Raw genomic sequence first — 26,874 nt, 5'->3', positions numbered from 1 at the left:
TTAAACGAGGTTTTGCGGTGTTTTTTGGTGGTTGGCGGCAGCGGGCAAGTTGCCCCCCCCCCCCCCCCCCCGAACCGCAGGGGAGGCTTCGTATCGGGGTGCAGGGGCGGGTGTGGCTGCCTGGGTGGGGGTGGGTGTGTTGCTGCGGAGAGTCGTGAGGGGAACCCCGAGGGAATCAGATTCCCTCGGGGTTCCCCTCACGAATTGTCTGGGTGTGGTTATTCGGTTTCTGCCATTGCTTCGGCGAATTGGGCCGCGTAGAGGCGGGAGTAGGCGCCGTCTGCGTTGATGAGGGTTTCGTGGTTTCCCTGTTCCACGATGTTGCCGTTTTCCATCACCAGGATCACGTCTGCGTCTCGGATGGTGGAGAGGCGGTGGGCGATCACGAAGCTCGTGCGGCCGGTGCGCAGGGAGTTCATCGCGTGCTGGATGAGGACCTCGGTGCGGGTGTCCACTGAGCTGGTGGCTTCGTCCAGGATGAGGATCGCCGGCTTGGCCAGGAAGGCCCGGGCGACGGTGATCAGCTGTTTCTCGCCTGCGCTGACTGTGCCGCCTTCGTCGTCCAGGACTGTGTCGTAGCCGTCGGGGAGGGTGCGGACGAAGCGGTCCACGTAGGTCGCCTTCGCGGCTTCGATGACCTGTTCGCGGGTGACGTTGTCCGCGCCGTAGGCGATGTTTTCCGCGATCGTGCCGCCGAACAGCCAGGCGTCTTGCAGGACCATGCCGGTTTTCGAGCGCAGTTCCTCGCGGTTCATGGCCTTGATGTCGACGCCGTCCAGGGTGATGCGGCCGCCGTCGATTTCGTAGAAGCGCATCAGGAGGTTGACCAGGGTGGTCTTTCCCGCGCCGGTCGGGCCGACGATCGCGACGGTCTGGCCGGGTTCCACCGACAACGACAGGTTTTCGATGAGCGGGGTGTCCTTCAGGTAGCGGAACGACACGTGCTCGAATTCGACCTTGCCGCGCACGACCTCCGGGCGCTGCGGGTGCTCCGGCTCCGGTTCCTGCTCCTTGGCGTCCAGCAGCGCGAACACCCGCTCGGCCGAGGCCACGCCGGACTGCAGCAGGTTCGCCATGCTCGCGATCTGCGTGACCGGCTGGCTGAACTGGCGCGAGTACTGGATGAACGCCTGCACGTCGCCCAGGGTCAGGGTTCCCGAGGCGACGCGCAGCGCGCCGACGACCGCGACCAGCACGTAGCTCAGGTTGCCGATGAACATCATCCCGGGCTGGATCGTGCCGGAGATGAAAGAGGCCTTGAAGCTGGCCTCGTACAGCGCCTCGTTCTGCTGCCGGAAGACCTCTTCGGCCTCCTTGCGGCGGCCGAAGACGTGCACGAGCGAGTGGCCCGTGTACATCTCCTCGATGTGCGCGTTCAGCTTCCCGGTCGTCGACCACTGCCGGATGAACTGGGGCTGTGCGCGTTTGCCGATCTTGGCCGCGACGAACACCGACACCGGCACCGTCAGCAGGACGATCACACCCAGCAGCGGCGAGATGACGAACATCATCACCAGCACGCCCAGCACGGTGAACAGCGACGTGACGATCTGCGACAGCGTCTGCTGCAGCGACTGCGCCAGGTTGTCGATGTCGTTGGTGACCCGGCTCAGCACCTCGCCGCGCGGCTGGCGGTCGAAATAGCGCAGCGGCAGCCGGGCGAATTTCGCCTCGATGTCCTGGCGCAGCCGGAACACCGCGCCCTGCACGAGGTTCGTGGTGAGCCGTGCCTGGATGACGCCGAGGAACGACGCGAAGACGTACAGTGCCAGCACGATCATCAACACCTGGCCGACCGCGGTGAAGTCGACGCCGTGGCCGGGCACCAGGTCGACGCGGCTGAACATGTCGGCCAGCGTGGTCTCCCCGCGCGCTCGCAGGCCGTCGATGATCTGGTCCTTGGTCATGCCCGGCGGCAGATGCTTGCTGATCACCCCGGCGAAGATCAGGTCGGTCGCCCGGGCGAGCACCTTCGGCCCGAGCACGGTCAGCGCGACGCCGATCGCGCCGAGCACCAGCACCCCGGTCAGTGTCGCTCGTTGCGGGCGCAGCATCCGCAGCAGGCGGAGGAGCGAACCCTTGAAGTCGAGCGGTTTCTCCGCGGGCATGCCCGCGGCCATCATCCGGCCGGGTCCCGCGGTGGGTTCCGGACGGGTCTTGTCGCGGGCGACGGCGGCCGGTTCGTCGGCGTCGGGCGCGACGGCGGTTTTCGTTTCCTCGCTCACGCCGCCTCCTGCTCGGTCAGCTGCGAAAGCACGATTTCCCGGTAGGTTTCGTTGCCGTCCATCAGCTCGGGGTGGGTTCCGGTGCCGACGACGCGGCCGTCCTCGAGCACGATGATCCGGTCCGCGCCGCGGATCGTGCTGACCCGCTGCGCGACGATGACGACGGTCGCGTCGCGGGTTTCTTCGGCGAGCGCGCGGCGCAGCGCGGCGTCGGTGGCGTAGTCCAGCGCGCTGAACGAGTCGTCGAACAGGTAGATCTCCGGCCGGTGCACCAGCATCCGCGCGATCGCGAGCCGCTGCCGCTGCCCGCCCGAGACGTTCGTGCCGCCCTGGGCGATGGGGGAGTCGAGGCCCTGTTCCATTTTTTCCACGAAATCCTTGCCCTGCGCGACTTCCAGCGCGTGCCAGAGCTCCTCGTCGGTCGCGTCCGGATTGCCGTAGCGGAGGTTGCTGGCGACGGTCCCGGCGAACAGGTACGGCTTCTGCGGCACCATGCCGACCGCGGCCGAGAGCACCTCCGGGTCGAGCCGGCGCACGTCCACGCCGTCCACCCGGACCGAGCCCTCGGTGGCGTCCATCAGCCGCGGGATCAGGTTGAGCAGCGTCGTCTTCCCGCTGCCAGTGCTGCCGATGATCGCGGTGGTTTCCCCGGGCCGGGCGAACAGCGAAACGTCCTGCAGCACTGGCTTTTCCGCGCCGGGGTACCGGAATTCGACACCGGTCAGCTCAAGATGCCCGCGCTCGGTCCCGGCCGGGAGCGGCTCGTCCGGCGGGCGCACGCTCGATTCGGTGTCCAGCACCTCGGTGATCCGCTCGGCGCTGACCTCCGCGCGCGGCACCATCATGAACATGAAGGTGGCCATCATGACCGCCATCAGGATCTGCAGCAGATAGGCCAGGAACGCGGTGAGCGCGCCGATCTGCATGGCTTCGCTGTCGACCCGCTGCCCGCCGAACCACAGCACGGCGACGCTGGAGACGTTCACCACCAGCATCACGGTCGGGAACATCAGCGCGATCAGCCTGCCGACCCGCAGCGACACGGTGAACAGCTCGTCGTTGGCGCGGCCGAAGCGCTCGCGCTCGTGCTGGTCGCGCACGAACGCGCGGATCACCCGGATGCCCATGATCTGCTCGCGCAGGACCTGGTTGATCCGGTCGAGGCGCACCTGCATCAGCCGGAACGCCGAGCGCAGCCGCATGACGATGAGGCCGATCGCCACGCCCAGCAGCGGCACGATGACGACGAGCAGCGCCGAAAGCGGCACGTCCTGCTGCAGCGCGAGCAGGATGCCGCCGACGCACATGATCGGCGCGGACACCATCAGCGTGAAGGTGAGCGCGGCGAGCAGCTGGATCTGCTGGACGTCGTTGGTGGTGCGGGTGATCAGCGAGGGCGTGCCGAACTTGCCGATCTCGCGGGCGGAGAAATCCTGCACGCGATGGAAGACGCCGGCGCGGATGTCGCGGCCGACGGCGGCGGAAACGCGGGAACCGTAGTAGACGGCCCCGATCGACCCGGCGATCTGCACCAGCGTGACCAGCAGCATCACGCCGCCGATCTTGATGATGTAGCCGGTGTCGCCCTTGACCAGGCCGCCGTCGATGATGTCGGCGTTGAGCGTGGGCAGGTACAGCGCGGCGATCGTCTGCACCAGTTGCAGCGCGACGACGAGCCACAACGCGCCCCGGTACGGGCGCAGGTAGCTGCGCAACAGTTTGACCAGCACGGTCGGTTTCTCCCCCAAAAAAGTGAGTGGCGTCGGTTCGGGTCTAGCGGACCGCGCCGGGCGCGGTCAGTGCCGGCATCCCGGCGGCTGCCTCCCGCAGGAGACCGGTGAAGGCCGATACGAACTCTTCGTCGTCGGAGTCCGAATTGAGCCAGGTTTCGAAGGCGAGGCGCGAAGCGTTCTGCACAATGCTCGCCATCATCCGCGCGTGCAACGGATTTGCGTGCCCGCCCGCCCGCTCGGCGATGGCGTCGGCGAGCACGCGCTCGACCGTGGCGAACGCGCGCAGCATCTCGGCGAACAGGCCGCTGTTCACCATCATCGCGCGCACCCGCCGCACGTCGTCGCGATTCGGCCGGTCGTCCTCGGCGAACCGGGTGATCGAGGCGTTGACGACCGCGTCCCACAACGGCTCGTCCGCGGGCCTCGCCAGAAGCGCTTCGCCCACGCGCTCCTGCCGTTCGACGATGAACGCGCAGACAGCTTCCTCCTTGCTGGAAAAGTAGTTGTTGAAGGTGCGCGGGGACACGCCCACCTCGCTCGCGATGTCCTCCACCCGCAACTGGTCGAGGCCCCGCTCGAGCGCGATCCGCAGCGCGGCTTCGGAGAGCGCCCTTCGCGCGGCTCGTTTCTTGCGCTCGCGCAGGCCCAGGGGTGCAGGGGAGGTCACCGGACCGAGAGTAGCAGCGAAAGTTGCGCGACGCGAAAAATTATGCGGACCGCGAAAAGTTTCGTTCCCGCAGGGCTTGTGCGGCGGGCGGGCCGTGGCCCGGAGAGGCGGGGGCGCGTTTCCATCGAGGCAAGGCCGCATCGGGGCTACCAGCGGCGAAATACTCAGCTTCGGCTCGATGCCTGCCGCTGGGCGTGGACGTCCGGGCTTGCTCGGGGGCGAGGTCTGCCACGGGCAAATCGTCGTGGTCGGCCGTCACCGGCTCGTCACCCCGGCGCGTTCACGAGCCCGGCGCGGACTCCGCGCGCGACAGTTTGCCCAGGTCGCGTTCGCAGAATCCGCGGTGCGCCCATTCCTCGCCGAGCACGGTGCCGAGGCATTGCCGCACTGTCCGGCCCTTGGCGTACGGGGGCCAGCGGCCGTCGTCGGGCACCGGCGCGGTCTGCGCGAGCTGCTCGGGCGTGACCTCGGCCAGCCACGCCTCGATTCCCGAAGCCTGCCGGTCGCGCACGGCGAGCACCTCGTCGAGGCTCGGCCGGGCCGACGGGTCCAGGTCGCTCTCCGACTCCATGACGTATTGCGGACCCAGTCCCATGGCCGTGAACGGCTCGGTGCGCCCGAGCACGCAGCGGCGGAACCAGGAGTCGTGCACGAAGACAAGGTGGCGCAGGGTTTCGACCATCGACCACTCGCCGTCGACGCCGCGGTGCTCGCTGTTTTCCGGCAGGGACCGGACGCGCTCGGCGGTCGCCGCCCAGTCCTCCCGCAGCTGCCGCCAGGCCTGGCGCAGGTCGGCGGGCTCGTCGGAGCGGAGCAGCAGCCGCACCGGGTGGCGGCGGTCGAGCTCCGCCTCGACGTAGGGCATCACGTCGACGCCGTTGACCACGAGGTTGGCGACCAGGCCGTCGATCTCCGCGTCCCGCATGACCACGCCGACCAGCCGGGCCCTGCTCAGATCGCATTCCCGGAACTCCGCGCCGGTGAGGTCCTCGTCGTCGAAACGCCTCATGCGGACAGGTTAGCCGTGCCAGGATGAACACATGTTCGACGGACTGCGCACGATCGTGTATCCGGCCGAGGACCTGGCCGCGGCGAAGGAATGGTGGACGCGGGTGCTCGGGGTGCCGCCGTACTTCGACGAACCGTTCTACGTCGGGTACAGCCTCCACGGCTACGAACTGGCGCTCGACCCGAACGGCCGCGCGGAGAACGGCGACGGGCCGGTCGCCTACTGGGGAGTGCCCGACGTGGACGCGGCGGTGGCGGAGCTGGTCGGGGAAGGCGCGGCGGAGCACGCGGCGGTGACCGATTTCGGCGGCGGGATCCGGACCGCCCTGGTGCGCGCGCCGGACGGAAACCTGGTCGGGGTGATCGAGAACCCGCACTTCCCGGGGACTCCGGCTTGAGAAGGGCGCTGGCCGCGGCTGTCGTGCTGGTGCTGCTCGGCGCGGGGCTGGTCGCGGCCCAGCCGTCGGTTACGACGCCGCGCACGTATCTTCTGGGCGCGCTGAACCTGCTGCGGAAGTACTCGATCGATCGGGACCGCCTGGACTGGCCGCGTGCGGAAGCCGAAGCGTTGCGCGCCGCGGAAGGGGCTTCGACCTTCTCCGAGACTTATCCGGCGATTCAGACGGTGATCTCCGAGCTGGGCAATCCGCACACCGTGCTGCTCAGCCCCCTGCGAGCGAAGGCGCCTTCGGCGGCGACCATCCAGGTCCCGGTGAGCCACGCCGAGGACGGCATCGCGGAGCTGAGAATTCCCAGCTTCGTCTCCGACCCGGAGGGCGCGCGGCTGTACGTCACGGCCGGGGTGACGGCGCTGCGGGCGGTCGAGGCGAAGGCCTCGTGCGGGTGGATCGTCGATCTCCGCGACGACAGCGGCGGCGACATGTGGCCGATGCTGACCGTGCTGGCCCCGTTGCTGGGGGACGGCATCGCGGGCTCGTTCGCCGGACCGGGGCTCGCGCCGGAGTTCTGGTCCATTCACGACGGACGGGCCTGGTCCGGCGAGAACCCGCGCACTGAGGAGGTCAATCCGGTCCGGTTGAGCCGCCCGGCGCCACCGGTCGCGGTGCTGACGTCGCGCGTCACCGCCAGCTCGGGCGAAGCGACCTTGATCGCCTTCCGCGGGCTCGGCCGGGTGGCGACGTTCGGCGGCCCCACCGCGGGGTACGCCACCGGCAACCGCGTGTTCGACCTGGTCGACGGGGCGAAGCTGCTTGTCACGGACGTGGCCGACGTCGACCGGACCGGGCGGGTCTACGGGAACCGGCCGATCGCGCCCGACTTCGCGACGCAGGACCCGGAGGCGGCCGCGAGTGAGTGGCTGCGCACGCGCAGTGGCTGCGGCTAGGGGTCCGGACCTGCGCGGACTGTCGGATTCGGACGATCGCGGCTACGGTGGTCACCGAGCGTGAATACGTACCGGCGAACGGCGGAGGTGCGCGGCATGCGGTCGATGTGGAAGGGCTCGGTGTCCTTCGGGCTGGTCAGCATCCCGATCCAGCTGTACGCGGCGACCGAGAACAAGAACGTGTCGCTGCGCCAGGTGCACGTCGCCGACGGCGGGCGGATCCAGTACAAGCGGTTCTGCTCGATCGACGGCGAAGAGGTGCCCTACTCCGACATCGCCAAGGGCTACGAGCTGCCCGACGGCGAGATGGTCGTGATCACCGACGCCGACCTCGCGGAACTGCCGCTGCCCACCCAGCGTTCGATCGACGTGCTCGAATTCGTGCCGCTGGAGTCGATCGACCCGATCCGGTTCGACCGCACCTACTACCTGGAGCCGCAGAAGAACGCGGTGAAGCCGTACGTGGTGCTGCGCGACGCGCTGCAGAAGGCGAGCCACGTGGCGATCGCGAAGGTCGCGGTGCGCCAGCGGGAGAGCCTGGCGCTGCTGCGCGTCGTGGACGACGTGCTCGTGATGACCACGATGCTGTGGGCCGACGAGGTCCGGGTCCCGGATTTCCCGTTCCTGCACGAGGATCCGCCGCAGGTCCGGCCGCAGGAGGTGACGATGGCGGGGTCGCTGATCGACTCGCTGTCGGAGCCGGTGTTCGAACCGGAGAAATACTCGGACTCCTACCGGGAAGCGCTCGAAGCGATGATCGAGGCGAAGGCGGGCGGCGGCCAGACGGTCGGCGCGCCGAAGCAGGGGGAGAAGGCCGAGGTCGTCGACCTGATGGCGGCGCTGGAGGCGAGCGTGTCGGCGGCGAAGAAGACCCGCGGGCCCGCCAAGGAGACGAAAAAAGCCGCGGGCGAAGGCAAATCGGCGGCGAAGAAACCGGCCGCGCGGGCCCGGCGGCCGAAGAGCGCCTGACCCGGCGCGGGAATTCGGGGGCGGCGCCCGGCGAGCGAAGAATGTTCCGCGGCCCGGAACAGTGAAATTTCACCGCTGCCGTCTGGAAAACCGCGGTCGTCACACCCGGTGAGCGAATGCGGCCGACGTCACCGGACCGTGGGGCCGACACGCCGCCGGGTATCCTGCGACGGCGAGAATTCCAGTGGTACCAAGGAAGAGTCCGGTCTCCGCGCGACGACGCCGGGGACTCGAATACCTGAGCGGAAGGCGGCTGAGCATGGAGTGCGCGTTCTGCACGAGCGGCATCGACCACTGTCACGGCACCCTGGTGGTCCACCCGGACCGCGGGTTCGCCGAGTGCACCGATCCGTCCTGCCTGGACCTGGACCGGGTCCGGCACGGCCTGATCATCGACTGTCACACCCTCGACGCCGGGTGCGCCTGCACCGGAGCGGAGAAATCCCTGCTGCGGCAGGCTTCCTGAGCCTCAGTGGCGGCCGCGCCCGCCACGCTGCGCGGCCGGAGCATCTCTACCCGATCGGGTACCTGGCCGTGTACAAGCTGCTTGGCAGTGTGCTAACACTACCGGGGGTCCTTCGGCTCTCCCTCCCCCTCGGAGCCGGAGGACCCCTTCTCGTGCGGCAGCGCCGTCAGTAGCGGTAGTGGTCCAGTTTGTACGGCCCGTCCACGTCCACGCCGATGTACTCCGCCTGTTCCTTGCTCAGCTTGGTCAGCCGGACGCCGAGCGCGTCCAGGTGCAGCCGGGCGACCTTCTCGTCGAGGTGCTTGGGCAGCCGGTACACGTCGTTCGCGTAATCCCCGGGCTTGCCGAACAGTTCGATCTGCGCGAGCACCTGGTTGGCGAACGACGCGGACATCACGAACGAGGGATGCCCGGTCGCGTTGCCGAGGTTCATCAGCCTGCCCTCGGACAGCACGATGATCGCGTGCCCGTCCGGGAACCGCCACGTGTGCACCTGCGGTTTGACCTCGGTCTTGACGATGCCCGGGATCTTCGCCAGCCCGGCCATGTCGATCTCGTTGTCGAAGTGGCCGACGTTCGCGACGATCGCCTGGTGCTTCATCCGGGCCATCTGCGCGGCGGAAATGATGCCGAAGTTGCCGGTGGTGGTGAGGAAAATGTCGGCGCGCTCCACGACGTCGTCGAGTTCCACCACCTCGAGCCCGTCCATCGCGGCCTGCAGCGCGCAGATCGGGTCGATCTCGGTCACCACGACGCGCGCGCCCTGTCCGCGCAGCGCCTCCACCGCGCCCTTGCCGACGTCGCCGTATCCGCACACGACGGCGTACTTGCCGCCGATCATCACGTCCGTGCCGCGATTGAGGCCGTCCGGGAGCGAATGGCGGATTCCGTACTTGTTGTCGAACTTCGACTTGGTGACCGAGTCGTTGACGTTCATCGCCGGGAACAGCAGTTCGCCGCTGGCCGCGAGCTGGTAGAGCCGGTTGACGCCGGCGGTGGTCTCCTCGGTGACCCCGCGCATCGCACCGGCGATCCGGGTGAACCGCTGCGGGTCCTCGGCCACGCTGGCCGCCAGGGTGCGCAGCAGGATCCGGTAGTCCTCCGGGTCGTCCTCGTGCGCGGCGGGCACCGCTCCCGCCTTCTCGAACTCGGCTCCCTTGTGGACGAGCAGGGTCGCGTCGCCGCCGTCGTCGAGGATCATGTTCGGCGGTTCGCCGCCGGGGAAACGGAACAGCTGGTCGGTGCACCACCAGTATTCGTCGAGAGTCTCGCCCTTCCAAGCGAATACCGCGGTGCCCTGGGGACGGTCCGGGGTTCCGTCCGGGCCGACGACGACCGCCGCGGCCGCCTCGTCCTGGGTGGAGAAGATGTTGCAGGACACCCAGCGCACCTCGGCGCCGAGCGCGACGAGCGTTTCGATCAGCACCGCGGTCTGCACGGTCATGTGCAGCGAGCCCGCGATGCGCGCGCCCTTGAGCGGCTGGGAATCCGCGAATTCGCGGCGCAGGGCCATCAGGCCGGGCATTTCGTGCTCGGCGAGGTCGAGCTGGACGCGTCCGGCCGCGGCGAGCGACAGGTCGGCGACCGCGAACTCCAGCCCGTCGACGGTACGCAGGGTGGGCGACATTTTCCGGTCCTTTCCGGGTTTTTCGGGCAGAATCGAGCGCAGCGGCGGTTGAGCGCAGCTGAAAAGGGAGGCGCGCACGGTGCGGTTCGAGCCAGAATGGCGGGCATGGCAGAGCGTGCGTTGAGTTTCGGAGCGGTGGCGCGGGCGTACGAACGGTATCGCTTGGGATATCCCGCCGAGCTAGCCGAGAAGGTGCTGGACTACGCGGGCACGCCGGTGGCCGACGCACTCGAAATCGGTGCGGGGACAGGGAAAGCGACCCGGTTGTTCGCGAGTCGGGGGATCGCGGTCACCGCGACCGACCCGGATCCGGCGATGCTCGCTGAACTGCGCGAGCACGTGCCTGTGGCGACCCGCCAGGGCGCGTTGGAAGACCTGCGGCCGGATCGGCGGTACGGGCTGGTGTACGCGGCCTCGGCGCTGCACTGGACAGACCCGGCCGGGAGATGGGAGCGCATCGCCGCGCTGCTCGCTCCGGGCGGGGTGTTCGCGTCGTTCGGCGGACTCGTGCGGCTCGCGGATCCCGTTGTGCGGCAAGCGGTCGAAGCGGCGCAGGCACCGTTTCTGGGGAGCGCGGACGTCCCCTCGCCCGACGGCACGCCACCGGAGAACGAGCTGCAGTGGCCAGGCACCGAACTCGAGCGGTCCGAGTGGTTCACCGACGTCCGGCAGTTCGTCGTCCCGCAGCGGGCGAAGCGGAGCGCGGACGAGTTCATCGGGCTGCTGTCCACGGTCTCGGCGTACCTGACCCTGCCGATTTCGGTGCGGGAACAGGTTTTCCAGCGGATTCGGCAGGTATTGCCGGATACGGTCGAACTGGTCGCCGACCACACGGCCCATCTCGCGCGACGGCGCTGACCGGGCCGGAATCGCCAGTGGCACGCGACACCTCCTGAACCAGGAGGCGCCCTTCGTTCGAAGTCCCGCGGGCCGAGCGTGGCGGGGAAACCCCGTCGCAGCGCCTCTCGGCCCGGAGCCGCGCCCCGGCGGGCGCGTCGGTTCCACCTTGGCAAGGCCGGTCGGCGCCTGTCAAGCGCGCGGGAACTCCGCACGGACGCCGAGCAGTCGCACGGGTTTGCCGAAAGCGAAGCGGCCCAACAGGTCTTGCGCCGCCGCGGCGAGCACAACCGGGTCCGACGACGGTGCGGGGAGCGTCACGCTGTGCGTGTGGGTGAGGAACGGCGCGAACCGCACTTTGACCGCGACGCGCGCGGCGGGCCGTCCTTCGTCGGCGACGTCTCGCGCGACGCGTTCGGCGAGAGCCGCGGTCTCCCGGGCGATGGTTTCGGGATCGGTGAGGTCTTGCTGGAATGTTGTTTCCCTGCTTCGGGAACGCGCGACGTACGGGGTCGCGCTCACCTCGGCGTCGCCGATGCCGCCGGCCAGCAGGCGGTACCACGGCCCCAGCTTCGGCCCGAATCGCGCGGCGAGCGCGTCGGGATCGGCGGCGGCGAGATCGAGAATGGTGGAATACCCGGCTTCGGCGAGTTTCTTCGCGGTTTTCCGGCCGATTCCCCACAACGCGTCGGTGGGCCGTTCCGCCATGACGTCCCACCAGTTTTCCTGCGTGAGCCGGTAGATTCCGGCCGGTTTCGCGAAACCGGTGGCGAGTTTGGCGCGGAGCTTGTTGTCGCCGATGCCGACGGACGACGAAAGCCCGGTTTCCTCCTCGATGCCGCGGCGGATCTCCCCGGCGAGCGTTTCCGGATCGTCGGCGGTGGCTCCGAGGAAGGCTTCGTCCCAGCCGAGCACCTCGACGACCACCGGGAATTCCCGCAGCCGGGCCATCACGCGGTCGGAGACCTCCTGGTAGGCCGGGGCGTCCACGGGAAGGAGGACGGCGTCCGGGCAGCGTTTGACGGCCAGCCGCAGCGGCATGCCGGAATCGACGCCGAACTCGCGCGCCTCATACGACGCGGTGGCCACGACGGCGCGTTCGGCCGGATCGCCGTTCCCGCCGACGATCACCGGCCGCCCGCGCAGCTCCGGCCGCCGCGCCACCTCGACGGCGGCGATGAACTGGTCGAGATCGACGTGCAGCACCCAGTCGGACACGGGACCAGTGTGCGGGGCGCGGGGTGGGCGGCGCATCCGGAAGCGGTCGGTGGGGTGTGCGTGCGGGGCAGCTGGGCCACTGCGGATGCTGCGGGGCTGGGAAGGTACAGGCAGGGGAAAGGAGTTCGGTGTCGGATACGGGGCTGGTGTGTGAGGCTGGCGGCGCGTCTGACGGCTGTCGGTGGGGTGGCGGGGTGGTGGTGGTGGGGGGGGGGCTTGGCCGCTGAGGATGCGGCAGGCATTCGTGAGGAAGTTCGGCGTCCAAGAGCGCGAGTTCTTCCGCCCGACCCCGAAGGCCGCCGTTGCCGTTCGGCCGGGAACGAGCGCGGAAGGCTTGCTCGCCATATGAGGTCGCGGCAGTCCGGGTCGGACGCGAACCGACCCCGGACCGTCCGGCGAAGCGAGTCAGCCGCGGCGGCGGGCGATGTGCGCGGCCGCCCCGCCCGCCGCGGCGAGCAGGGCGCAGATCGTCAGCGCTGGGCTGGCTCCGGCGATCCCCGCCGCCAGGAGACCGCACGCGGCGACGTCCAGCAGGATCGCGATCGCGGTGAGCAGTGCGGCGGAGCGGGCCGGTTTGCCGCGGCTGAGGGCGGCGGCCAGTTCCGGGTCGCTGGTTTCGAACCAGCGCTCGATCTTGTCCAGCTCGACGCGTTCGTGATGACTGAGCATGGAGTCTCCTTGGGCGGCCCGCCTGCCGTCGTGGAGGAAGTACCCGGGCCGCCGGGTCGTGAATCGCGTCGGTTTCGATTCACCCGACTGCCCGAATTTCGCGCGCGATCCGGCGTTTCCGGTCACGGTGTGCTGTCGGCTGGACCGTCCACAATGGTCACGGAGCGCAAGCGGGCTCCGGGCCGGAGTAACCCTCCCGGGACGAATCGTCGATGCCGACCTCGCACGGGATCGACGGGTCCACGCGGTTGCCTTCGACGCGGGCCCCGGTGGAGTGGATCGCCAGGCCGATCGCGTGGTCCGGGCCGGCGGCGAAGGTGTTGCCGGTGATGGTGGCCTGCTGGACGTCCTCGAACATCAGCGTTTGCGAGGCGACGAGCGTTTCGCAGAAATTGTCCTTGATCAGGAAATCCGTGGTGTGGCCTTTTCCGTCGCCCTCGCCGTCGTTCGGGCCTTCCGCCATCAGGCACATGTTGTCGATTTTCTCGCAGCGGTTTCCTTCGATCCGGACGTGATTGCTCGGCGGGGTGTCGCTGGAGAAGGTCTGCATGCAGTCGGCGTGCGCGCCGTCGCGGTTCGACGTCTGGCTGATCGTGTTGTGCTCAATGGCGATGTAGTCGCCGAAGAACCGGATGCCGTCGCCGTCGCCGCCTTGCGGGGCGGTGATCACCGTGTTGTGCAGAGTCACGTGATTGCCGCGGATTTCCACGCCGGGCGCGGAAGGTCTGTCGAGAGTGAATCCGTCGACGACGACCCAGTCGGCTTCGACGTCGATTCCGGCGACGGATTTCCCGGCGCCGGAATACACGCGCGGGTGGCCCGGGGTGCCGCCCGCGGTGATGTGCAGGCGGGAATCGGCGGCGTGCGCGGAGGGAGCGAAAGCGGCGGCAAGGACAGTGGCGACGGCCAGGGCGAGAGTGCGCATCGGGTTCCTTCTGTTCGCTGGGTCGGGGGACGCGGGAGAAAGGTAGGGCCGGACGGCGGGAGGGGTCCCCGGGGCGCTTTCTGCGGACGGAGGCGATGCAGTATCGTTACTGCGAGTTACCTCACAGGGGTCGGAGCACGCCGAGGGGAGCGTCGGTGCACGCGGACCAGCTCATCGCGGACCGGTACCGGCTGCTGGAGCGGGTCGGCAGCGGAGGCATGGGCGTCGTCTGGCGGGCGCGCGACGAGCGGCTCGGCCGCGAGGTGGCGCTCAAGCAGGCGCGGTTGTCCGACGTGGTGAGCGGGCGGACGCTGCGCCGCGAGGCCCGGCTGGCGGCCGGGGTGCTGCACCCGAACGTGGTCACCTTCTTCGACGTGGCCGCCGACGGGGACGAGCTGTGGCTGGTGATGGAGTACGTCCCGGCGCGCAGCCTCGCCGAAGTCCTGGCCGCGGAGGGGAGACTGCCCGCGCGTACGGTCGCCGAGATCGGCGTGCAGATCGCGGCGGCGCTCGGCGCGGTGCACCACCACGGCATCGTGCACCGCGACGTGAAACCGGGCAACGTCCTGCTCGCTGAGGACGGCCGCGCGAAGCTCACCGATTTCGGCATCTCCCGCTCGGTCCGCACGGACGAGACGGTCACCGATTCGCCGCTCATCGGCGGCACGCCGGACTACCTCGCCCCGGAGGTCGCGCAAGGGCATCCGCCCACCGCGGCGTCGGATGTTTTTTCCTTGGGGGCGACGCTTTTCGCCGCTGTCGAGGGTGCCCCGCCGTGTTCCGGCGGCAACGAGTACGCGACGATCCGCAGGGTCGCCGAGGGGACGGCGCCGCGCGCGCGGCACGCGGAGGAGCTGGCGCCGACGCTGGAACTGCTGATGCGGCGCGACCCCGCCGAACGGCCGACCGCGGTGGCGGCGGGCGAGCTGCTGGCCGAGGGGATCGACACGCTGCCGGTCGACGTGCCGCGGCGGCGGCGCGACCGGCGCGGGCTGCTGGTCGCCGGGGTGGCGGCCGCGGCGGTCGCGGTCGTGGTCACCACGTATTTTCTGACGCGCTCGCCGGGACCCACCACGGCTCCGCCGGTCGCGCAGGCGAAACTCGGGATCGGCTCAGATCCGCGAGCGGCGGACCCGTGCCGGCTGGTCGATCCCGCGCCGCTGAAGGCGTTCGGCGACCCGGAAGTGGTTCCGGACTACGGGAACTTCAACCGCTGCGACGTGATCCTGCACCGCGGCGACCTCCAGGCGGACGTCAAGGTGGAGCTGAAAAGCCCGCCCTCCGGCGATGCCGCGCCGTAGGGCAAGCAGTCGAAATCCGGGCCGTTCCCGGTGTTCTCGCCTCCGGCGACAGCCCCCTGCGAGCGGCTGATTCAGCTGCAGGACCGGTATCTGGTGCACGTAACGGTCGACCGGCTGGACGAGGGCTACGAAATCGACCTCTGCAAGGCCGCCGACACCGAAGTCGCTTCGGCGACGAAAGCCATGGCGGCGGCCGGTGTTCCGGCGCGGTCGGCGGCGTTCCCCGCGGGTTCGCTGGCGTACGTGGACGCGTGCTCGATGTTCGACGCGGGTACGGTCTCCTCCGCGGCCGGCGTCGTCTCTCCGGTCCAGATCGAACCCGGTTTCGGCGGCTGGTGGTGCGATTGGAAGAGCCCGGCGACCGACCGCGCGGTCGTCGTCATGTTCGACCGGGACCAGCCGCCGGAAGCCAAGACCGGCCAGCTGGTGCGGATCGGCGGCCACGACGCGTACCTCAAGACCGACGAGTTCGCGCCGGGGACCTGCCAGGCGGTCCTTGTCTACCGGCCCTACACCGACGCGCACGGGGACCAGCGGGTGGAACGGCTGCGGGTCGTGGTGAAGGGGAACGGGCCGTCGGAACGGCTGTGCGCACCAGTGTCCACATTGGCCGGTGTGGTCGCCGGAAAGCTGCCGAAGACATGACCGCGTTTCCCGGCGGCCCGCCGGAAGAGCTGGGCCCGGGCCACGGCAGCCTCGCGCACGGCGTCCCGCCTTCCCCGCCGGGCACGATCTTCGCGCTCGCCGTCACCGGCGGCGTGCGGATGCCGCCGCGCGACGGCAGACAGGTGCTGTTCGGCCGCAACCGCGACGACGTGCACGTGTGCGTCGGCGAAGACGACCGGAAGGTCAGCCGGAAACAAGGATTCCTGGTGCGCCGCCAGCAGTCCTGGTGGATCCACAACACGGGGAAGCTGCCGATCCGGCTGCCCGGTTCGCGGCTGCTGTTCCCGGAGGAGGAACCGGTTCCGCTGGCCGAGGGCTACACCGCGGCGTTCGTGCGCGGTTCTGCCGGGCGCGAGCATCTGCTGGAGGTGTACGTCGCGGGCGCGGACGGCCGCCGCCCGGACTCGCGGCCGCAGGACGTCACCGAACCGCCGCGGACGTGGCGGCTCACGCCGGACGAACGGCTCGTTCTCGTCGCGCTCGCGCAGCGGTATCTGCTGCAGGACCAGTATCCGCAGCCGCTCGCGTGGCGGCAGGTCGCGGAGCAGCTAGCCGAGCTGAAGCCGGAAGCGCGCTGGAGCAGCAAGCGCGTCGAGCATCTCGTCGGCGCCGTGCGCGCCCGGCTGGCGCGGGCCGGGGTGGCCGGGCTGACCAGGGAAGAGGTCGGCGAGCCGGTCGGGAACGCGCTCAACGACAACCTGATCAAGGAACTCCTGCTCTCGACGTCGCTCGTCCCGCCGGACCTGGCGCTGCTCGAACCCGACGACGAGCCGGGAGGGGTCCCGGCCCCGCCTGCTTGACTCGGGAGGCGCGGCGGAGGCCGCGCATCCCCGGCGGGCCGTCGCGGACGCCCGGCCGGGGCCGGCAGCGGCTCCGCGGGGGGTGCCCGTGGCGAGGGAGGCGATGCGGACGCTGCCCGCGGGACACCCGAGCCTCGCGCTCGGGCTCGCGTCGCCGCCGGGCACGCTGGCGGTGCTGGGACGCGCGGGGGGAGTCCTGGCGCCGCTGGCGGCGCGCGGACCGGTCACGTTCGGCCGGAACACGGCCGAGGTGACGGTGCCGCTCGGCGAGGACGACCGCCGGGTCAGCCGCCGCCACGGCGTGCTGGAACGGCACGCGGACCGGTGGTGGATGCGCGCCACCGGCAAGGTGCCGCTGCGGCTGCCGGGGTCCCGGCTGCTGTTCGCCGGAGCCGCGCCGGTACCGCTGCCGCCCGGCTATCTCCCGGTGTACGCGCGCGGCTCGGGGGACCGCGAGCACGTGCTGGAGATCCGGATCGCCGACGGGACGCCGCCGCCGGTCCCGGCCGGGCGGCTGCGGCCGGACGAACGGCTCGTGCTCGCCATGGTGGCGCGCGGGTTCCTGCGGCGGGAGGAACGGCCGCGCCCGGTGCCGGTTCCGCTGGCCGCGCGGCGGTTGTCGGCGCTGGATCCTGGCGGCGGGTGGACCGCGGAGGTGGTGGCGGCGGTGCTGGACGCGGTGCGGGTCCGGTTCCGGCCGGGTTGCCCGGACGACGATCTTGTGGCGGCGCTCGTGTCGGCGGCGGTGCTGGCTCCGCCGGATCTGGCGTTGCTGTCGCCCGCGCTGCCGCCGGTGGGCGACGAGGGTTGGATGCCGCCTACGTGGGGGAATTAGGCAGTCGACGACCCTGGCTGCGCGGGCGGGTCCCGGGGCGAACAATCCCGGGCGCCCGGCCATGCCCGCGAGCCCGCGTGACCTTGGCCGCATCCGGACGACGCGTTTCTGTCGGCGGTTCTGGGTAGGGTCGGAATTGTCCCAGGGGGAGAGGAGCCGCCCGATGACGACAGGTCCACAGGTTCGCACGCGCGTACGGATTCCGCTGCGGTTCGGCGACGGGCCCGCGGTCGGCTCGGAGGCCGTCACCTTCTCCGGGCTGTCCGACGGGCTCGAGCATCTGGCCTTCGTGCTGGGGAAACCCGGCCCGGTGCCGTTGGTGCGGCTGCATTCGGAATGCCTCACCGGCGACGTTTTCGCCTCCGCGCGCTGCGATTGCGGGCCACAGCTGGCGGAGGCTGTCGCGCGGATCTCGCAAGTCGGCGGATATCTGCTCTATCTGCGCCAGGAGGGCCGCGGCATCGGTTTGTACAACAAGCTCGACGCGTATGCGCTGCAGGATTCCGGGTTGGACACCTACGCGGCGAATTCCGCGCTCGGCCTGCCCGAGGACGCACGCGATTACACCGCCGCCGCGCAAATGCTCACGGTTCTCGGCGTCGAGCAGCTGGACCTGCTGACGAACAACCCGGACAAGGCGGCGCAGCTGGCGCGGCACGGCATCGCCGTGCGCGAGCAGGTCCGCACTGGCGTTTTCGCGAACGAGAACAACGTCCGATACCTGCGCGCGAAGGCGGAGCAGACCGGGCACACGCTCGCGTTGCCGTTCGGGGACTGGCCAGCTAGTTCGGCGGTGTGAGGGCGGAGACGCGGGTGAGGCTGGCGTCGCCGGTCCGCCAGTCCAGGGTGCGGACGGCTAGGTAGCGGGCTGGCTTGGGGACGGCGATCGACGCGGTGCGTTTCCGGTCGGGGCGGCCAGCTTCGGTATAGGTGACGCCGTCGGTGCTGGTCTCGATGACAGTGGCGGGCACTCGTCCGGCCGTCCAGGCGAGTTCGGCGGTTCCGATCCGCAGCGCTGCGCCGAGGTCCACGACCAGCCGACCGCCCGGGCCGGGTTGCCAAGCTGTCGCCGGATTGTCGTCGACGGCCGCGTCCGGGCTGGTCATCCCGGGTGACAGGGGTTCGGCCGGGAAGGTGACGGCACCGAGCGCGTGGTCGTTCAGCGGGTACGGCCGGGTTTCGGCGAAGACGACGGGCACGGTGCGGCGAGGCGGCAGTGTGACTGTGTGCGGACGGCCGCCTGCCGGGGTCACGGTCACGACGGTCGGGAGCAGGCCGGGAGGTGTGGTCAGGTCGACGTGGCTGGCGTCGTGCACGACCGCGGTCAGACCTGGCGGCACGGCACTGCCGTACTTGCCGCGCACGGTGAACCTCGGCGGTTCGATCCGCCCTTCGGCAGGGGCTAGGTCGAAGCTGAACGAACTGCCGGACGCGGTGGTTTTCTGTGTGCCGCGGTACAGCAGCAACGCGGTGCGATCCTGCGGCAGGGAAGCCGTTCCGGACTTGGCGGTGTCGGAAAGGTTTGCCAGCACCAGGAAATCGTCTGTGACACTCGCGTGGACCCCGGCGGCGGTGGCGCGAGCACGCCCGGCGAGCTTCGGCAGGTCGACGCGGCCGGGGTACAACTCGGCCAGCAACGGGGCGGGCGGACCGGCGGACAATGTGACGTGGTCGTTCGTGACGGTGAGCGGATTTGGGCTGGTGACGACGATTCCGGCTCGGCTGTCGAGGTCGAGCCAGCCGCCGGTGCTGTGCAGTGCGGGCATGGGGTAGGTCGCGGCCGGGGTCCAGGTGACGGCGTCCGGGGAGGTTTCGATCCGGTACTTCCGCCCGGCGGCCGCCTCCCAGCTCAGGCGGACGCGGTCAAACCGCTGCGGTGCGCCGAGATCGACGGCCAGCCAGCTGTCCGCGCGTGGACGGTCCGATGTGGACACTGCCCAGCGCGTGGCGGGATCGCCGTCGGTGGCGTACTTCGCTTCCTTGCCCGGCGCGGCTGACGACGCGGACGCGGTTCCCTTCACCGCGAGGTCGGGGCCGTCGCCGTCGCGCACCTCGAACGACCAGAGCGAGTAGCCGTATTGCGGATCTGGTTGCACGCCAAGCATTCGCACGTATCGAGCGGTCACCGGGGCGAAAGCCAGGTCGTCAGTGCGGAAACCGGACTGCGCTGGCAGCGTCACCGATCCCTCGGCGGCAGTGTAGGTTCGGTCGCCGTCGAGGCCGGGAATGCCTGGCATGGCGAGGTTGTAGACGTTGAGCACGCCTTCGTCCGCGGCGACGCCGGTGCTGGCGTAGACCGCGGTGCCGGTGGGAAGGGTGGCGAGTGCGGCGTATCCGGTGTCGAACCGCAGGACGCAGACGGTGCCGTCGAATCCGTCGCGGACCTTGCGGTAGGCGGTGGCGTGGCGTTCGCGCACGGCGAGGTTCGTGGCGGGCAGCAGCATCGGATTGGCTCCGCCGAGGACGAACAGCCAGTCGTCGTGGTTCGGCTGCCAGGCGAATTTCACGAACCCGGGTTTGCTGACGGTCGCGGCCCACGCGGCGGGCGAGCGCTGCGCCAGTAACCCCGGCCCGGTGCCGAAGTCGGCGGCGCGCGCGGCATGGGCGTCGAATTCTTCCTTGCGCACCGCACTGATCGGGCCGCCGTGCTCGGCGCGCCATTCGTGCAGCAGATAGCTGATCGCGACTTCGGCGCGGGCTTCCGGCTCGTATTTCGGTTCGCCGGAGAACTTCGTGATCCGGTTGGCTGGCGGGTACGCCTGGTACGGCTCCAGCCGCGCGGCCAGCTGAGCCTCGGCGTACGCGGCGTAGCGGTCGCCGAGGACTTGGGCGCGGAAGGCGAGCGGGAGGACGTCTCGGCCGTAGAGGTGTTCGCGGTCGGCGACCATCGGCATCAGCGGTTCGCCCGCGTCGCTGGTCATCAAGAGCATGGTGCGCCACAGCAATTCGCCGTTCGGCTGGGCGGTGAGCACCTCGGGCAGCGGGACGCCGGCGGCGAGGAAATGCATCGCGTTCCGGCCGGACGTGCGCCAGAGTTCTTCCTGGTAGTGCGGGCCGAACGAGCCGTGGTTCTCGACGAGGAACGTGTCGTACAGGTTGGTCGCGGTGTTGCCGCTGACCGGTTTTCCGTCGACGAGCCGGGGATTCGCCAGGTCCGCGGCGGGCAGGCCGCCCTCGTTGCGGCTCCAGGAACCGAAAGCCGCGCACCACTCCGGAGCACGCGGATCGTTCGGGGCCCAGGCGAGCGCCGGGGCGAGCGATTGCGCGTAGACGCCCATCTCTTCGAGTTTCGTGTCGCCGACGTAGCCGCCGCGCAGGCCGTTGGGCGTCCAGTCGCCGGAGGCGGGGTCGTCGCCGGTGCCGAGGCTGGTCGTGTATGCGGCCTGTTCGGTGGCGATGCGCTCGACGTTCCGTTGCGTGGCCGCGTCCAGGTCTGTCCACAACAGACGCGCGGCGAGCTGGAAGTAGGACTGGAAAGTGGTGTCGAAGAACAGTTTCCGGCCCCATTCGCCGCCGCCGGTGAGCCGGTTCGAGGCGGCGAAGTGCTTGATGGTGGCGAGGGTGTGCGCGCGGAGGGTTTCGCGGCCGACTCCGGCGACAGCGGCGTCGTAGCCGTCGCGGGTCAGCAGAAGCGCGTTGCCGAGGACGACCGCGAAGGTGAAATCGCGGGCCGGGTAGATCCCGGCGGCCTGGTCGAACTGCTGCTCGGCCCAGCGGGTGTGCCGGAGCAGGACTCGCAGGTAAGTCGCGGCGACGGGATCCGGCGCGGGCCGCGAGGCCGCTCGCGCGACCGTGGTCCCCGACGCCAGGAGGACCGCGGCTCCCGCTCCCGCGAGACCGAGCGCTTGCCGCCGGGTGAACCCGTCCATCCCGCCTCCAGCTCTGCTGACAACCTTGTCAGCGCGGATTCTCGGCGGCGCCCGAGCGCCCGGGCAACCTTCTCGGCCGATCCCGTCCGGTTTCGGACAACGGCGAAGGAAACTGTATAACGGCCTATACGGTTGGCCGGGGAGCGCCGATCCCGCCGACGCACGCCGGAAGCGCCGTGCTGAGATGACAACGTGATCACTGGCCCCGGCGGATTCCTGCTGCTCCTGCTGGCCGGGGTCGGGGCCGGGCTGACCGGCGCGACCGCGGGCCTCGCCTCGCTGGTGTCGTACCCGGCGCTGCTCGCCGCCGGGCTTCCGCCGGTCGTGGCGAACATGACCAACACGGTGGCGATGCTGGGAACGACCGCCGGAGCGGCGGTCGGTGCCCGCCCGGAACTGAAGGGGCAAGGCCGCCGCCTGCTGCCGTTGTGCCTGATCACCACGGCGGGCGGGGCGTGCGGCGGGCTCGTGCTGCTGGTCAGCTCGCCGGACGCGTTCACCGTCGTGGTGCCGTGGCTGATCGGCGGCGCGTCGGTCTTGCTGATGGCCGGCCCGCGGCTGCGGCGGATGGCCGAGCACCGCGAACACCGCGGAATCGGCCCGCTCACCGGGATCGCCGCCTTCCTCGTCGGGGTGTACGGCGGGTACTTCGGGGCGGCGGCCGGGGTGCTGATGCTCGCGCTGCTGACGACGGTGTGGAGCCAGTCGCTGGCCCGGACGAACGCGGCGAAGAACATCGCCACCGGGACGGCGAACCTGATCGCCGCGCTGGTGTTCGCCTTCACCGGAAAGGTCTTCTGGCCCGCGGCGATCGCGGTGTGCCTCGGCTCGGTGGCGGGGTCGTGGCTCGGCTCGGTGCTGGTGCGCTACCTGCCCGCGACGCCGCTGCGCGTCGCGATCGGGCTGGGCGGGCTTTCCCTGGCGGTGGTTTTGGGGTGGCGGGCTTACTCGGGCTGAGGCCGTGGCCCTCGAGCGGAGTCAGCCGCCAGTCAGAACGAACTGCTGCGCTGTCTCCCGCCCCGGCAAGTCCTCCCGCGCAGCCGGTCCGGCGTGGCAACCCGATTCGGGCTGACGCGGGGCGGTCGTTGCGGGCATAGTCGGCGGGGTACCCGAGCAGGAGGACAGATGAGCATTGTCGGCACCCGGGTGGTGCGCGTCGAAGACGAGAAGCTGATCACCGCGGGCGGAACGTACGTCGACGACCTCAAGGAAGAAGCGCTGACCGGCGCGGTGCACGCGGTTTTCGTGCGCAGCCCGATCGCGCACGCGCGGATCGTCGGCATCGACGTGGAGGAAGCGCGCACCGCGCCGGGCGTGGTCGGCGTGTACACCGCGGCGGATCTCGATCTCGAACCGGGCAAGGCGGGGCCGGTCGCCGAGCCGTTGCTGGCGAAAGACGTCGTGCGGTACGTCGGCGAGCCGGTCGCGCTGGTGCTCGCCGAGGAGCGCTACCAGCTCGCCGACGCGGCCGAACTGGTCGATGTGGACTACGACCCGCTGGACGCGGTCGCGGACTTCGACACCGCGCTGGCCGGCGAGACGCTGGTTTTCCCGGACCACGGCAGCAACGTGGTCCACACCCACGGCCCGGAGCAATTCGACGATTCGGTGTTCGAGGACTGCGAAGTCGTCGTCACCGAGGAAATCCTCAACCAGCGCGTGGCCCCGGCTCCGGTCGAGCCGCGCGGCGCGTCGGTCGCGTGGGGCGAGGACGGCCGGGTCACGTTGTGGCTTTCCACGCAGAACGCGCAGATCGGCCGCAGCACCGTGGCCGGCGGGCTCGGCATCGGCGAGGACCTGGTGCGGGTGATCGCGCCGGACGTCGGCGGCGGGTTCGGGGCGAAGATCGGCGCGGATCCGGAAGCGGTGCTGCTCGCCTGGGCGGCGAAGCGCGCCGGGCGCGCGGTGCGCTGGGCCGAGTCGCGCAGCGAGAACCTGACCGCGATGACGCACGGCCGCGCGCAGCGCAACACCGTGACCATCGGCGGCAAGCGCGACGGAACCGTGCTGGCGTACCGGCTCGACGTCCTCCAGGACACCGGCGCGTACCCGCGGGCGCTGTTCCTGCCGACGCTCACCGAGATGATGGCCCCGGGCGTCTACCGGTTCCCGGTGGTGCAGACGCGCAGCCGCGGCGTGGTCACCACGACGACGCCGATCGCGGCTTACCGGGGTGCGGGCCGTCCCGAGGCGACCGCGGCGGTCGAGCGGGCGATCGACCTGTTCGCCGCGGAGATCGGAATGGACCCGGCCGACGTGCGGCGGGTCAACTTCATCCGGCCGGAAGAATTCCCTTATAAGACACCGACAGGCGGCTCCTACGACACCGGCGAGTACGCCGCAGCGCTCGACAAAGTGCTCGACGCGGCGGGATACGCGCAGCTGCGCGAGGAACAGCGGAAGCGCCGCGAGGCCGGGGATCCGGTGGCGCTGGGGCTCGGCATCGCCGCGTACGTGGAGATCACCGGCGGTGACGCGGCGGGGGAGAGCGGCCGGGTCGACGTGCATCCGGACGGTTCGGTCACCGCGTGGACCGGAAGCTCCCCGCACGGGCAGGGGCTCGGGACGTCGCTGGCGATGCTGCTGTCGGACCAGCTGGGCGTGCCGATGGACAAGATCACCGTGCGGCACGGCGACACCGACGAGGTCCCGCGCGCGATCGGCACGTTCGGCTCGCGGTCGCTGCAGCTCGGCGGTTCGGCGATCCGGCAGGCGGCCGAGGAGGTCGTGGCGCAGGCCCGCCAGGTCGCGGCGGACCTGCTCGAGGCCGCGCCGGACGACCTGGAGCTGGACGTCGAACGCGGCGTCTGGCAGGTCCGCGGCGCGCCGTCCAGCACGACGCTCGACTGGGCCAGGGTCGCCGCCGAGGCGGACGGGTTCACCGCCGACGTCTGGTTCGGCGACGGCGCTCCGACGTTCCCGTTCGGCGCGCACCTCGCGGTCGTCGAGGTGGACACCGAAACCGGCAAGGTGGTGGTCCGGCGGCTGGTCGCGCTCGACGACGCGGGCCCGATCGTCAACCCGCTGACCTTCCGCGGCCAGCGGCACGGCGGGCTCGGCCAGGGCATCGCGCAGGCGCTGCTCGAGGTGATGAGCTACGACGCGGACGGCAACCCGACCACGGCGACGCTGGCCGACTACTCCTTCGTCACCGCGCCCGAGCTGCCCGATTTCGAGCTGGTGGACATGGAGACGCCGACGACCCGGAACCTGCTGGGGGTCAAGGGGATCGGCGAGGCGGCGACCATCGGGTCGACGCCCGCGGTGCACAACGCGGTGGTCGACGCGCTCGCCCACCTCGGCGTGCGGCACCTGGACATGCCGACCACCCCGCTGCGGGTGTGGACGGCCCTGAACGACGCTAGGAAGGCGAACTGAAGTGCGGGTCTCGATCGAGGTGAACGGGAAGACGATCGACGGGGAGGTGCCGGACCGCACCCTGCTCGTGCACTACCTGCGAGACACCGCGGGCCTCACCGGCACGAACATCGGCTGCGACACCACGTCCTGCGGGGCGTGCACGGTGCTGCTCGACGGCGAATCGGTGAAATCCTGCACGGTGCTGGCCGCGCAGGCGGACGGGCACGAAGTGACCACTGTGGAGGGTCTGGCCTCCGGACCGGGCGCCGAGGGCCTGCACCCGGTGCAGCGCGCTTTCCGCGAGCAGCACGGCCTGCAGTGCGGCTTCTGCACGCCCGGCATGATGATGGCGACGGTGTCGCTGCTGAAAGAAAACCCGAAGCCCACGCGTGACGAGGCTCGGGCGGCGCTGGAGGGCAACCTCTGCCGCTGCACCGGCTACCACAACATCGTCAGCGCCGTGATCGACGCTTCCGGGCAGGAGGTGGCTCAGTGATCCCGGCCGAATTCGCCTACCGCCGCGCGTCCACTGTGGACGAGGCGCTCGCGTTGCTCGCCGAGCACGGCGAGGACGCGAAGGTGCTCGCGGGCGGGCATTCGCTGCTGCCGTTGATGAAGCTCCGGTTCGCCGCGCCGGAGGTCGTCGTGGACATCGCGCCGTTGCGGGAGCTGCAGTTTGTCCGGGCCGACGGCGGCGAGGTGGTGATCGGGGCCTTGTCGCGGTACCACGATCTCCAGCACGACCCAGTGCTCGCCGAGCACGCGCCGCTGCTCGCGCACGTGTCCGGTTCGGTCGGCGATCCTCAGGTGCGCCACCGGGGCACGATCGGCGGTTCGCTGGTGCACGCCGACTCGGCCGCGGACCTGCCCGCGGCGGTGCTGGCGGCGGACGGCACGCTCGTGGCGCGCGGACCGAGGGGGGAGCGGCGGATCCCGGCCGCGGAGTTCTTCCTCGGGCCGTTCACGACGCCGCTGGAGCCGGACGAGCTGCTCACCGAGATCCGGCTGCCGAGCCAGGCCGGACTCGGCTGGGGCTTCGAGAAGTTCACCCGCCGGGCCATCGACTGGGCGATCGTCGGCGTCGCGGTCACCGGGCGTTCGGTCGGCCTGATCAACATGGGCGGGACGCCGCTGCGAGCGTCGGCCACCGAACGCGCGCTCGCCGACGGCGCCACCGCCGCGGAGGCGGCGAAACTGGCCGCGGAGGACACTTCGCCGCCGGAAGAACCGCACGCCACGGCCGAGTACCGGCGTCACCTCGCCCGGGTGCTCACCGGTCGCGCCCTCGCCGCCGCGGGCATCGCCTGACCGACTGTCCGTGAGGGGAACCCTGAGGGAATCAGATTCCCTCAGGGTTCCCCTCACGGCGTTAAAAGCGACGGCCGATTTCCGCCAGCGAGGCGCGGGCGGCGGTAGCCAGACTGAGCGGTGTGAACACGACTTTTCCCGCGCACACAGCGATCGAACCCGGAATTTTGTACTTCGGCACCCCGGTGGTGCTCATCTCGACGTCCAATGAGGACGGTTCGGCCAACCTGGCCCCGATGTCGTCGGCGTTCTGGCTCGGCTGGCGCGCGATGCTCGGACTCGGCGCGCGGTCGAAGACCACGCTCAACCTCCTGCGCACGCGGGAATGCGTGCTGAACCTGCCGTCCTCGGCGATGGCCGCCGCGGTGGACCGGCTGGCCCTGACCACCGGGTCCGATCCGGTGCCGCCGGGCAAGGAAAAGCGCGGCTACTTCCACATTGCGGACAAGTTCGGCCGCGCGGGCCTCACGCCGGTGCCGTCGGAGACGGTCGCGCCGCCGCGCGTCGCCGAATGCCCGGTGGCGATGGAAGCGGTGCTGGAGTCGGTGCATCCGTTCGCCGAGGACGACGAGGCGCAGCGCGGCGGCATCGTCGGGCTGGAGGTCCGCGTGCAACGCGTGTTCGTGCACGACGACATCCGGACGCCGGGCACCGACGACCACATCGACCCGGACGCGTGGCGGCCGCTGATCATGAGCTTCCAGAAGCTGTACGGGCTCGGCCCGCAGGTGCACGACTCGACGCTCGCGCGGATCCCGGAGCGGATGTACCGCTCACCGGACATCGAGCGCGCCCGCGGCGTCTCCTGACCGTGCTGTCCACTGTGGAGCGACGAGCGGGCGAAACGGTGGCGAAGGGCAGGAGAACAACTCGGTAAAACCGGGCATCGCGAGAGGCCGCCGCGATCCGCGGCGGCCTTTTCGCGAGCTTTCCCGCACCCGCGAATTCCGGTCGCCTCGGGGCCGCGCGTCAAGCGGCACACACCGCGAAACCGCAGGTCGTGTCTCTTCGGACACGGCCCTCGGTACATTGGGGCAGGCGTCCCC

The 26,874-nt window shown here is 70.4% G+C and carries 24 protein-coding genes and 1 riboswitch; of the genes, 15 read left to right on the top strand and 9 right to left on the bottom strand.

The window, feature by feature from the left end:
• Positions 1-218: 218 nt before the first annotated feature.
• From ACZ63D_RS29855 to ACZ63D_RS29840, 4 genes are all read right to left on the bottom strand, one after another.
• The gene (locus tag ACZ63D_RS29855; protein WP_465357817.1) at positions 219-2,108 is read right to left on the bottom strand and encodes an ABC transporter ATP-binding protein; all 1,890 of its coding nucleotides are present in this window, start codon (positions 2,106-2,108) and stop codon (positions 219-221) included.
• A 113-nt stretch (positions 2,109-2,221) separates the two neighbouring features.
• Positions 2,222-3,955 (bottom strand): ABC transporter ATP-binding protein, encoded by a 1,734-nt coding sequence (locus tag ACZ63D_RS29850; RefSeq protein ID WP_465357689.1) that lies wholly within the window; start codon positions 3,953-3,955, stop codon positions 2,222-2,224.
• A 43-nt stretch (positions 3,956-3,998) separates the two neighbouring features.
• Positions 3,999-4,625, bottom strand: coding sequence for a TetR/AcrR family transcriptional regulator (locus ACZ63D_RS29845; protein WP_465357688.1), 627 nt, complete (start codon positions 4,623-4,625; stop codon positions 3,999-4,001).
• A 280-nt stretch (positions 4,626-4,905) separates the two neighbouring features.
• The gene (locus ACZ63D_RS29840) at positions 4,906-5,634 is read right to left on the bottom strand and encodes a DinB family protein (protein ID WP_465357687.1); all 729 of its coding nucleotides are present in this window, start codon (positions 5,632-5,634) and stop codon (positions 4,906-4,908) included.
• 31 nt (positions 5,635-5,665) lie between these two features.
• On the opposite strand from ACZ63D_RS29840, the gene ACZ63D_RS29835 reads away from it, so the two are divergent.
• From ACZ63D_RS29835 to ACZ63D_RS29820, 4 genes are all read left to right on the top strand, one after another.
• Positions 5,666-6,031, top strand: a complete 366-nt coding sequence (locus ACZ63D_RS29835) for a VOC family protein (RefSeq protein WP_465357686.1) — start codon at positions 5,666-5,668, stop codon at positions 6,029-6,031.
• On the top strand, positions 6,028-6,978 hold the full coding sequence (locus ACZ63D_RS29830; protein WP_465357685.1) for a S41 family peptidase: 951 nt from the start codon (positions 6,028-6,030) through the stop codon (positions 6,976-6,978). Before ACZ63D_RS29835 ends, ACZ63D_RS29830 begins: the two co-directional genes overlap by 4 nt.
• A gap of 96 nt (positions 6,979-7,074) precedes the next feature.
• Positions 7,075-7,947: a non-homologous end joining protein Ku gene (gene ku, locus ACZ63D_RS29825; RefSeq protein WP_465357684.1), complete on the top strand. Its 873-nt coding sequence runs from the start codon at positions 7,075-7,077 to the stop codon at positions 7,945-7,947.
• Positions 7,948-8,206: 259 nt separating this feature from the next.
• Positions 8,207-8,413, top strand: a complete 207-nt coding sequence (locus ACZ63D_RS29820) for a hypothetical protein (protein WP_101440497.1) — start codon at positions 8,207-8,209, stop codon at positions 8,411-8,413.
• A gap of 166 nt (positions 8,414-8,579) precedes the next feature.
• Here the strand turns inward: ACZ63D_RS29820 and ahcY are convergent, their stop codons facing one another.
• A complete protein-coding gene (ahcY, locus tag ACZ63D_RS29815) occupies positions 8,580-10,040 on the bottom strand; it encodes an adenosylhomocysteinase (RefSeq protein WP_465357683.1) in 1,461 nt (486 codons plus the stop codon).
• A 105-nt stretch (positions 10,041-10,145) separates the two neighbouring features.
• On the opposite strand from ahcY, the gene ACZ63D_RS29810 reads away from it, so the two are divergent.
• Entirely contained in the window at positions 10,146-10,898 is a 753-nt protein-coding gene (locus ACZ63D_RS29810; protein ID WP_465357682.1) for a class I SAM-dependent methyltransferase, read from the top strand.
• A 41-nt stretch (positions 10,899-10,939) separates the two neighbouring features.
• Positions 10,940-11,013: riboswitch (S-adenosyl-L-homocysteine riboswitch) on the bottom strand.
• 56 nt (positions 11,014-11,069) lie between these two features.
• On the opposite strand, the gene ACZ63D_RS29805 is transcribed toward ACZ63D_RS29810, so the two are convergent.
• From ACZ63D_RS29805 to ACZ63D_RS29795, 3 genes are all read right to left on the bottom strand, one after another.
• A complete protein-coding gene (locus tag ACZ63D_RS29805; protein ID WP_465357681.1) occupies positions 11,070-12,131 on the bottom strand; it encodes a DNA polymerase IV in 1,062 nt (353 codons plus the stop codon).
• Between the two features lie 369 nt (positions 12,132-12,500).
• Positions 12,501-12,764, bottom strand: a complete 264-nt coding sequence (locus tag ACZ63D_RS29800; protein WP_465357680.1) for a DUF3040 domain-containing protein — start codon at positions 12,762-12,764, stop codon at positions 12,501-12,503.
• Positions 12,765-12,921: 157 nt separating this feature from the next.
• A complete protein-coding gene (locus ACZ63D_RS29795; protein WP_465357679.1) occupies positions 12,922-13,689 on the bottom strand; it encodes a right-handed parallel beta-helix repeat-containing protein in 768 nt (255 codons plus the stop codon).
• A gap of 155 nt (positions 13,690-13,844) precedes the next feature.
• Here ACZ63D_RS29795 and ACZ63D_RS29790 point away from each other — a divergent pair, with 155 nt between their 5' ends.
• The 5 genes from ACZ63D_RS29790 (at position 13,845) to ACZ63D_RS29770 (ending at position 18,090) form a co-directional block, all read left to right on the top strand.
• Entirely contained in the window at positions 13,845-14,990 is a 1,146-nt protein-coding gene (locus ACZ63D_RS29790) for a serine/threonine-protein kinase (protein WP_465357678.1), read from the top strand.
• A 93-nt stretch (positions 14,991-15,083) separates the two neighbouring features.
• Positions 15,084-15,635, top strand: coding sequence for a hypothetical protein (locus ACZ63D_RS29785; protein ID WP_465357677.1), 552 nt, complete (start codon positions 15,084-15,086; stop codon positions 15,633-15,635).
• Positions 15,632-16,456, top strand: a complete 825-nt coding sequence (locus ACZ63D_RS29780; protein WP_465357676.1) for an FHA domain-containing protein — start codon at positions 15,632-15,634, stop codon at positions 16,454-16,456. The genes ACZ63D_RS29785 and ACZ63D_RS29780 overlap by 4 nt, the downstream gene beginning before the upstream one ends.
• A 103-nt stretch (positions 16,457-16,559) precedes the next feature.
• A complete protein-coding gene (locus ACZ63D_RS29775) occupies positions 16,560-17,291 on the top strand; it encodes an FHA domain-containing protein (protein WP_465357675.1) in 732 nt (243 codons plus the stop codon).
• Positions 17,292-17,454: 163 nt separating this feature from the next.
• On the top strand, positions 17,455-18,090 hold the full coding sequence (locus ACZ63D_RS29770; protein ID WP_465357674.1) for a GTP cyclohydrolase II: 636 nt from the start codon (positions 17,455-17,457) through the stop codon (positions 18,088-18,090).
• On the opposite strand, the gene ACZ63D_RS29765 is transcribed toward ACZ63D_RS29770, so the two are convergent.
• Positions 18,074-21,160, bottom strand: coding sequence for a discoidin domain-containing protein (locus tag ACZ63D_RS29765; RefSeq protein WP_465357673.1), 3,087 nt, complete (start codon positions 21,158-21,160; stop codon positions 18,074-18,076). The genes ACZ63D_RS29770 and ACZ63D_RS29765 overlap by 17 nt on opposite strands.
• A gap of 192 nt (positions 21,161-21,352) precedes the next feature.
• Here ACZ63D_RS29765 and ACZ63D_RS29760 point away from each other — a divergent pair, with 192 nt between their 5' ends.
• From ACZ63D_RS29760 to ACZ63D_RS29740, 5 genes are all read left to right on the top strand, one after another.
• A complete protein-coding gene (locus tag ACZ63D_RS29760) occupies positions 21,353-22,117 on the top strand; it encodes a sulfite exporter TauE/SafE family protein (protein WP_465357672.1) in 765 nt (254 codons plus the stop codon).
• Between the two features lie 168 nt (positions 22,118-22,285).
• On the top strand, positions 22,286-24,538 hold the full coding sequence (locus tag ACZ63D_RS29755; protein ID WP_465357671.1) for a xanthine dehydrogenase family protein molybdopterin-binding subunit: 2,253 nt from the start codon (positions 22,286-22,288) through the stop codon (positions 24,536-24,538).
• 1 nt (position 24,539) lies between these two features.
• Positions 24,540-25,016, top strand: coding sequence for a (2Fe-2S)-binding protein (locus tag ACZ63D_RS29750; RefSeq protein WP_465357670.1), 477 nt, complete (start codon positions 24,540-24,542; stop codon positions 25,014-25,016).
• Positions 25,013-25,828, top strand: coding sequence for an FAD binding domain-containing protein (locus ACZ63D_RS29745; protein WP_465357669.1), 816 nt, complete (start codon positions 25,013-25,015; stop codon positions 25,826-25,828). Before ACZ63D_RS29750 ends, ACZ63D_RS29745 begins: the two co-directional genes overlap by 4 nt.
• 122 nt (positions 25,829-25,950) lie before the next feature.
• A complete protein-coding gene (locus tag ACZ63D_RS29740; protein ID WP_465357668.1) occupies positions 25,951-26,637 on the top strand; it encodes a flavin reductase family protein in 687 nt (228 codons plus the stop codon).
• Positions 26,638-26,874 lie beyond the last annotated feature (237 nt).

The organism is Amycolatopsis sp. NPDC104775 (assembly GCF_055583325.1).
The sequence above is the reverse complement of the archived record's forward strand: the minus strand, read 5'-3'. Positions and strand labels throughout refer to the sequence as shown.

Coding starts and splice junctions, on each gene's coding strand:
- ACZ63D_RS29770 (WP_465357674.1), top strand. CDS start 17,455: ATGACGACAGGTCCACAGGTTCGCACGCGCGTACGGATTCCGCTGCGG.
- ACZ63D_RS29835 (WP_465357686.1), top strand. CDS start 5,666: ATGTTCGACGGACTGCGCACGATCGTGTATCCGGCCGAGGACCTGGCC.
- ACZ63D_RS29765 (WP_465357673.1), bottom strand. CDS start 21,160: ATGGACGGGTTCACCCGGCGGCAAGCGCTCGGTCTCGCGGGAGCGGGA.
- ACZ63D_RS29780 (WP_465357676.1), top strand. CDS start 15,632: ATGACCGCGTTTCCCGGCGGCCCGCCGGAAGAGCTGGGCCCGGGCCAC.
- ACZ63D_RS29795 (WP_465357679.1), bottom strand. CDS start 13,689: ATGCGCACTCTCGCCCTGGCCGTCGCCACTGTCCTTGCCGCCGCTTTC.
- ACZ63D_RS29775 (WP_465357675.1), top strand. CDS start 16,560: ATGCGGACGCTGCCCGCGGGACACCCGAGCCTCGCGCTCGGGCTCGCG.
- ACZ63D_RS29855 (WP_465357817.1), bottom strand. CDS start 2,108: ATGCCCGCGGAGAAACCGCTCGACTTCAAGGGTTCGCTCCTCCGCCTG.
- ku (WP_465357684.1), top strand. CDS start 7,075: ATGCGGTCGATGTGGAAGGGCTCGGTGTCCTTCGGGCTGGTCAGCATC.
- ACZ63D_RS29810 (WP_465357682.1), top strand. CDS start 10,146: ATGGCAGAGCGTGCGTTGAGTTTCGGAGCGGTGGCGCGGGCGTACGAA.
- ACZ63D_RS29805 (WP_465357681.1), bottom strand. CDS start 12,131: ATGCGCCGCCCACCCCGCGCCCCGCACACTGGTCCCGTGTCCGACTGG.
- ACZ63D_RS29820 (WP_101440497.1), top strand. CDS start 8,207: ATGGAGTGCGCGTTCTGCACGAGCGGCATCGACCACTGTCACGGCACC.
- ACZ63D_RS29755 (WP_465357671.1), top strand. CDS start 22,286: ATGAGCATTGTCGGCACCCGGGTGGTGCGCGTCGAAGACGAGAAGCTG.
- ACZ63D_RS29840 (WP_465357687.1), bottom strand. CDS start 5,634: ATGAGGCGTTTCGACGACGAGGACCTCACCGGCGCGGAGTTCCGGGAA.
- ACZ63D_RS29800 (WP_465357680.1), bottom strand. CDS start 12,764: ATGCTCAGTCATCACGAACGCGTCGAGCTGGACAAGATCGAGCGCTGG.
- ahcY (WP_465357683.1), bottom strand. CDS start 10,040: ATGTCGCCCACCCTGCGTACCGTCGACGGGCTGGAGTTCGCGGTCGCC.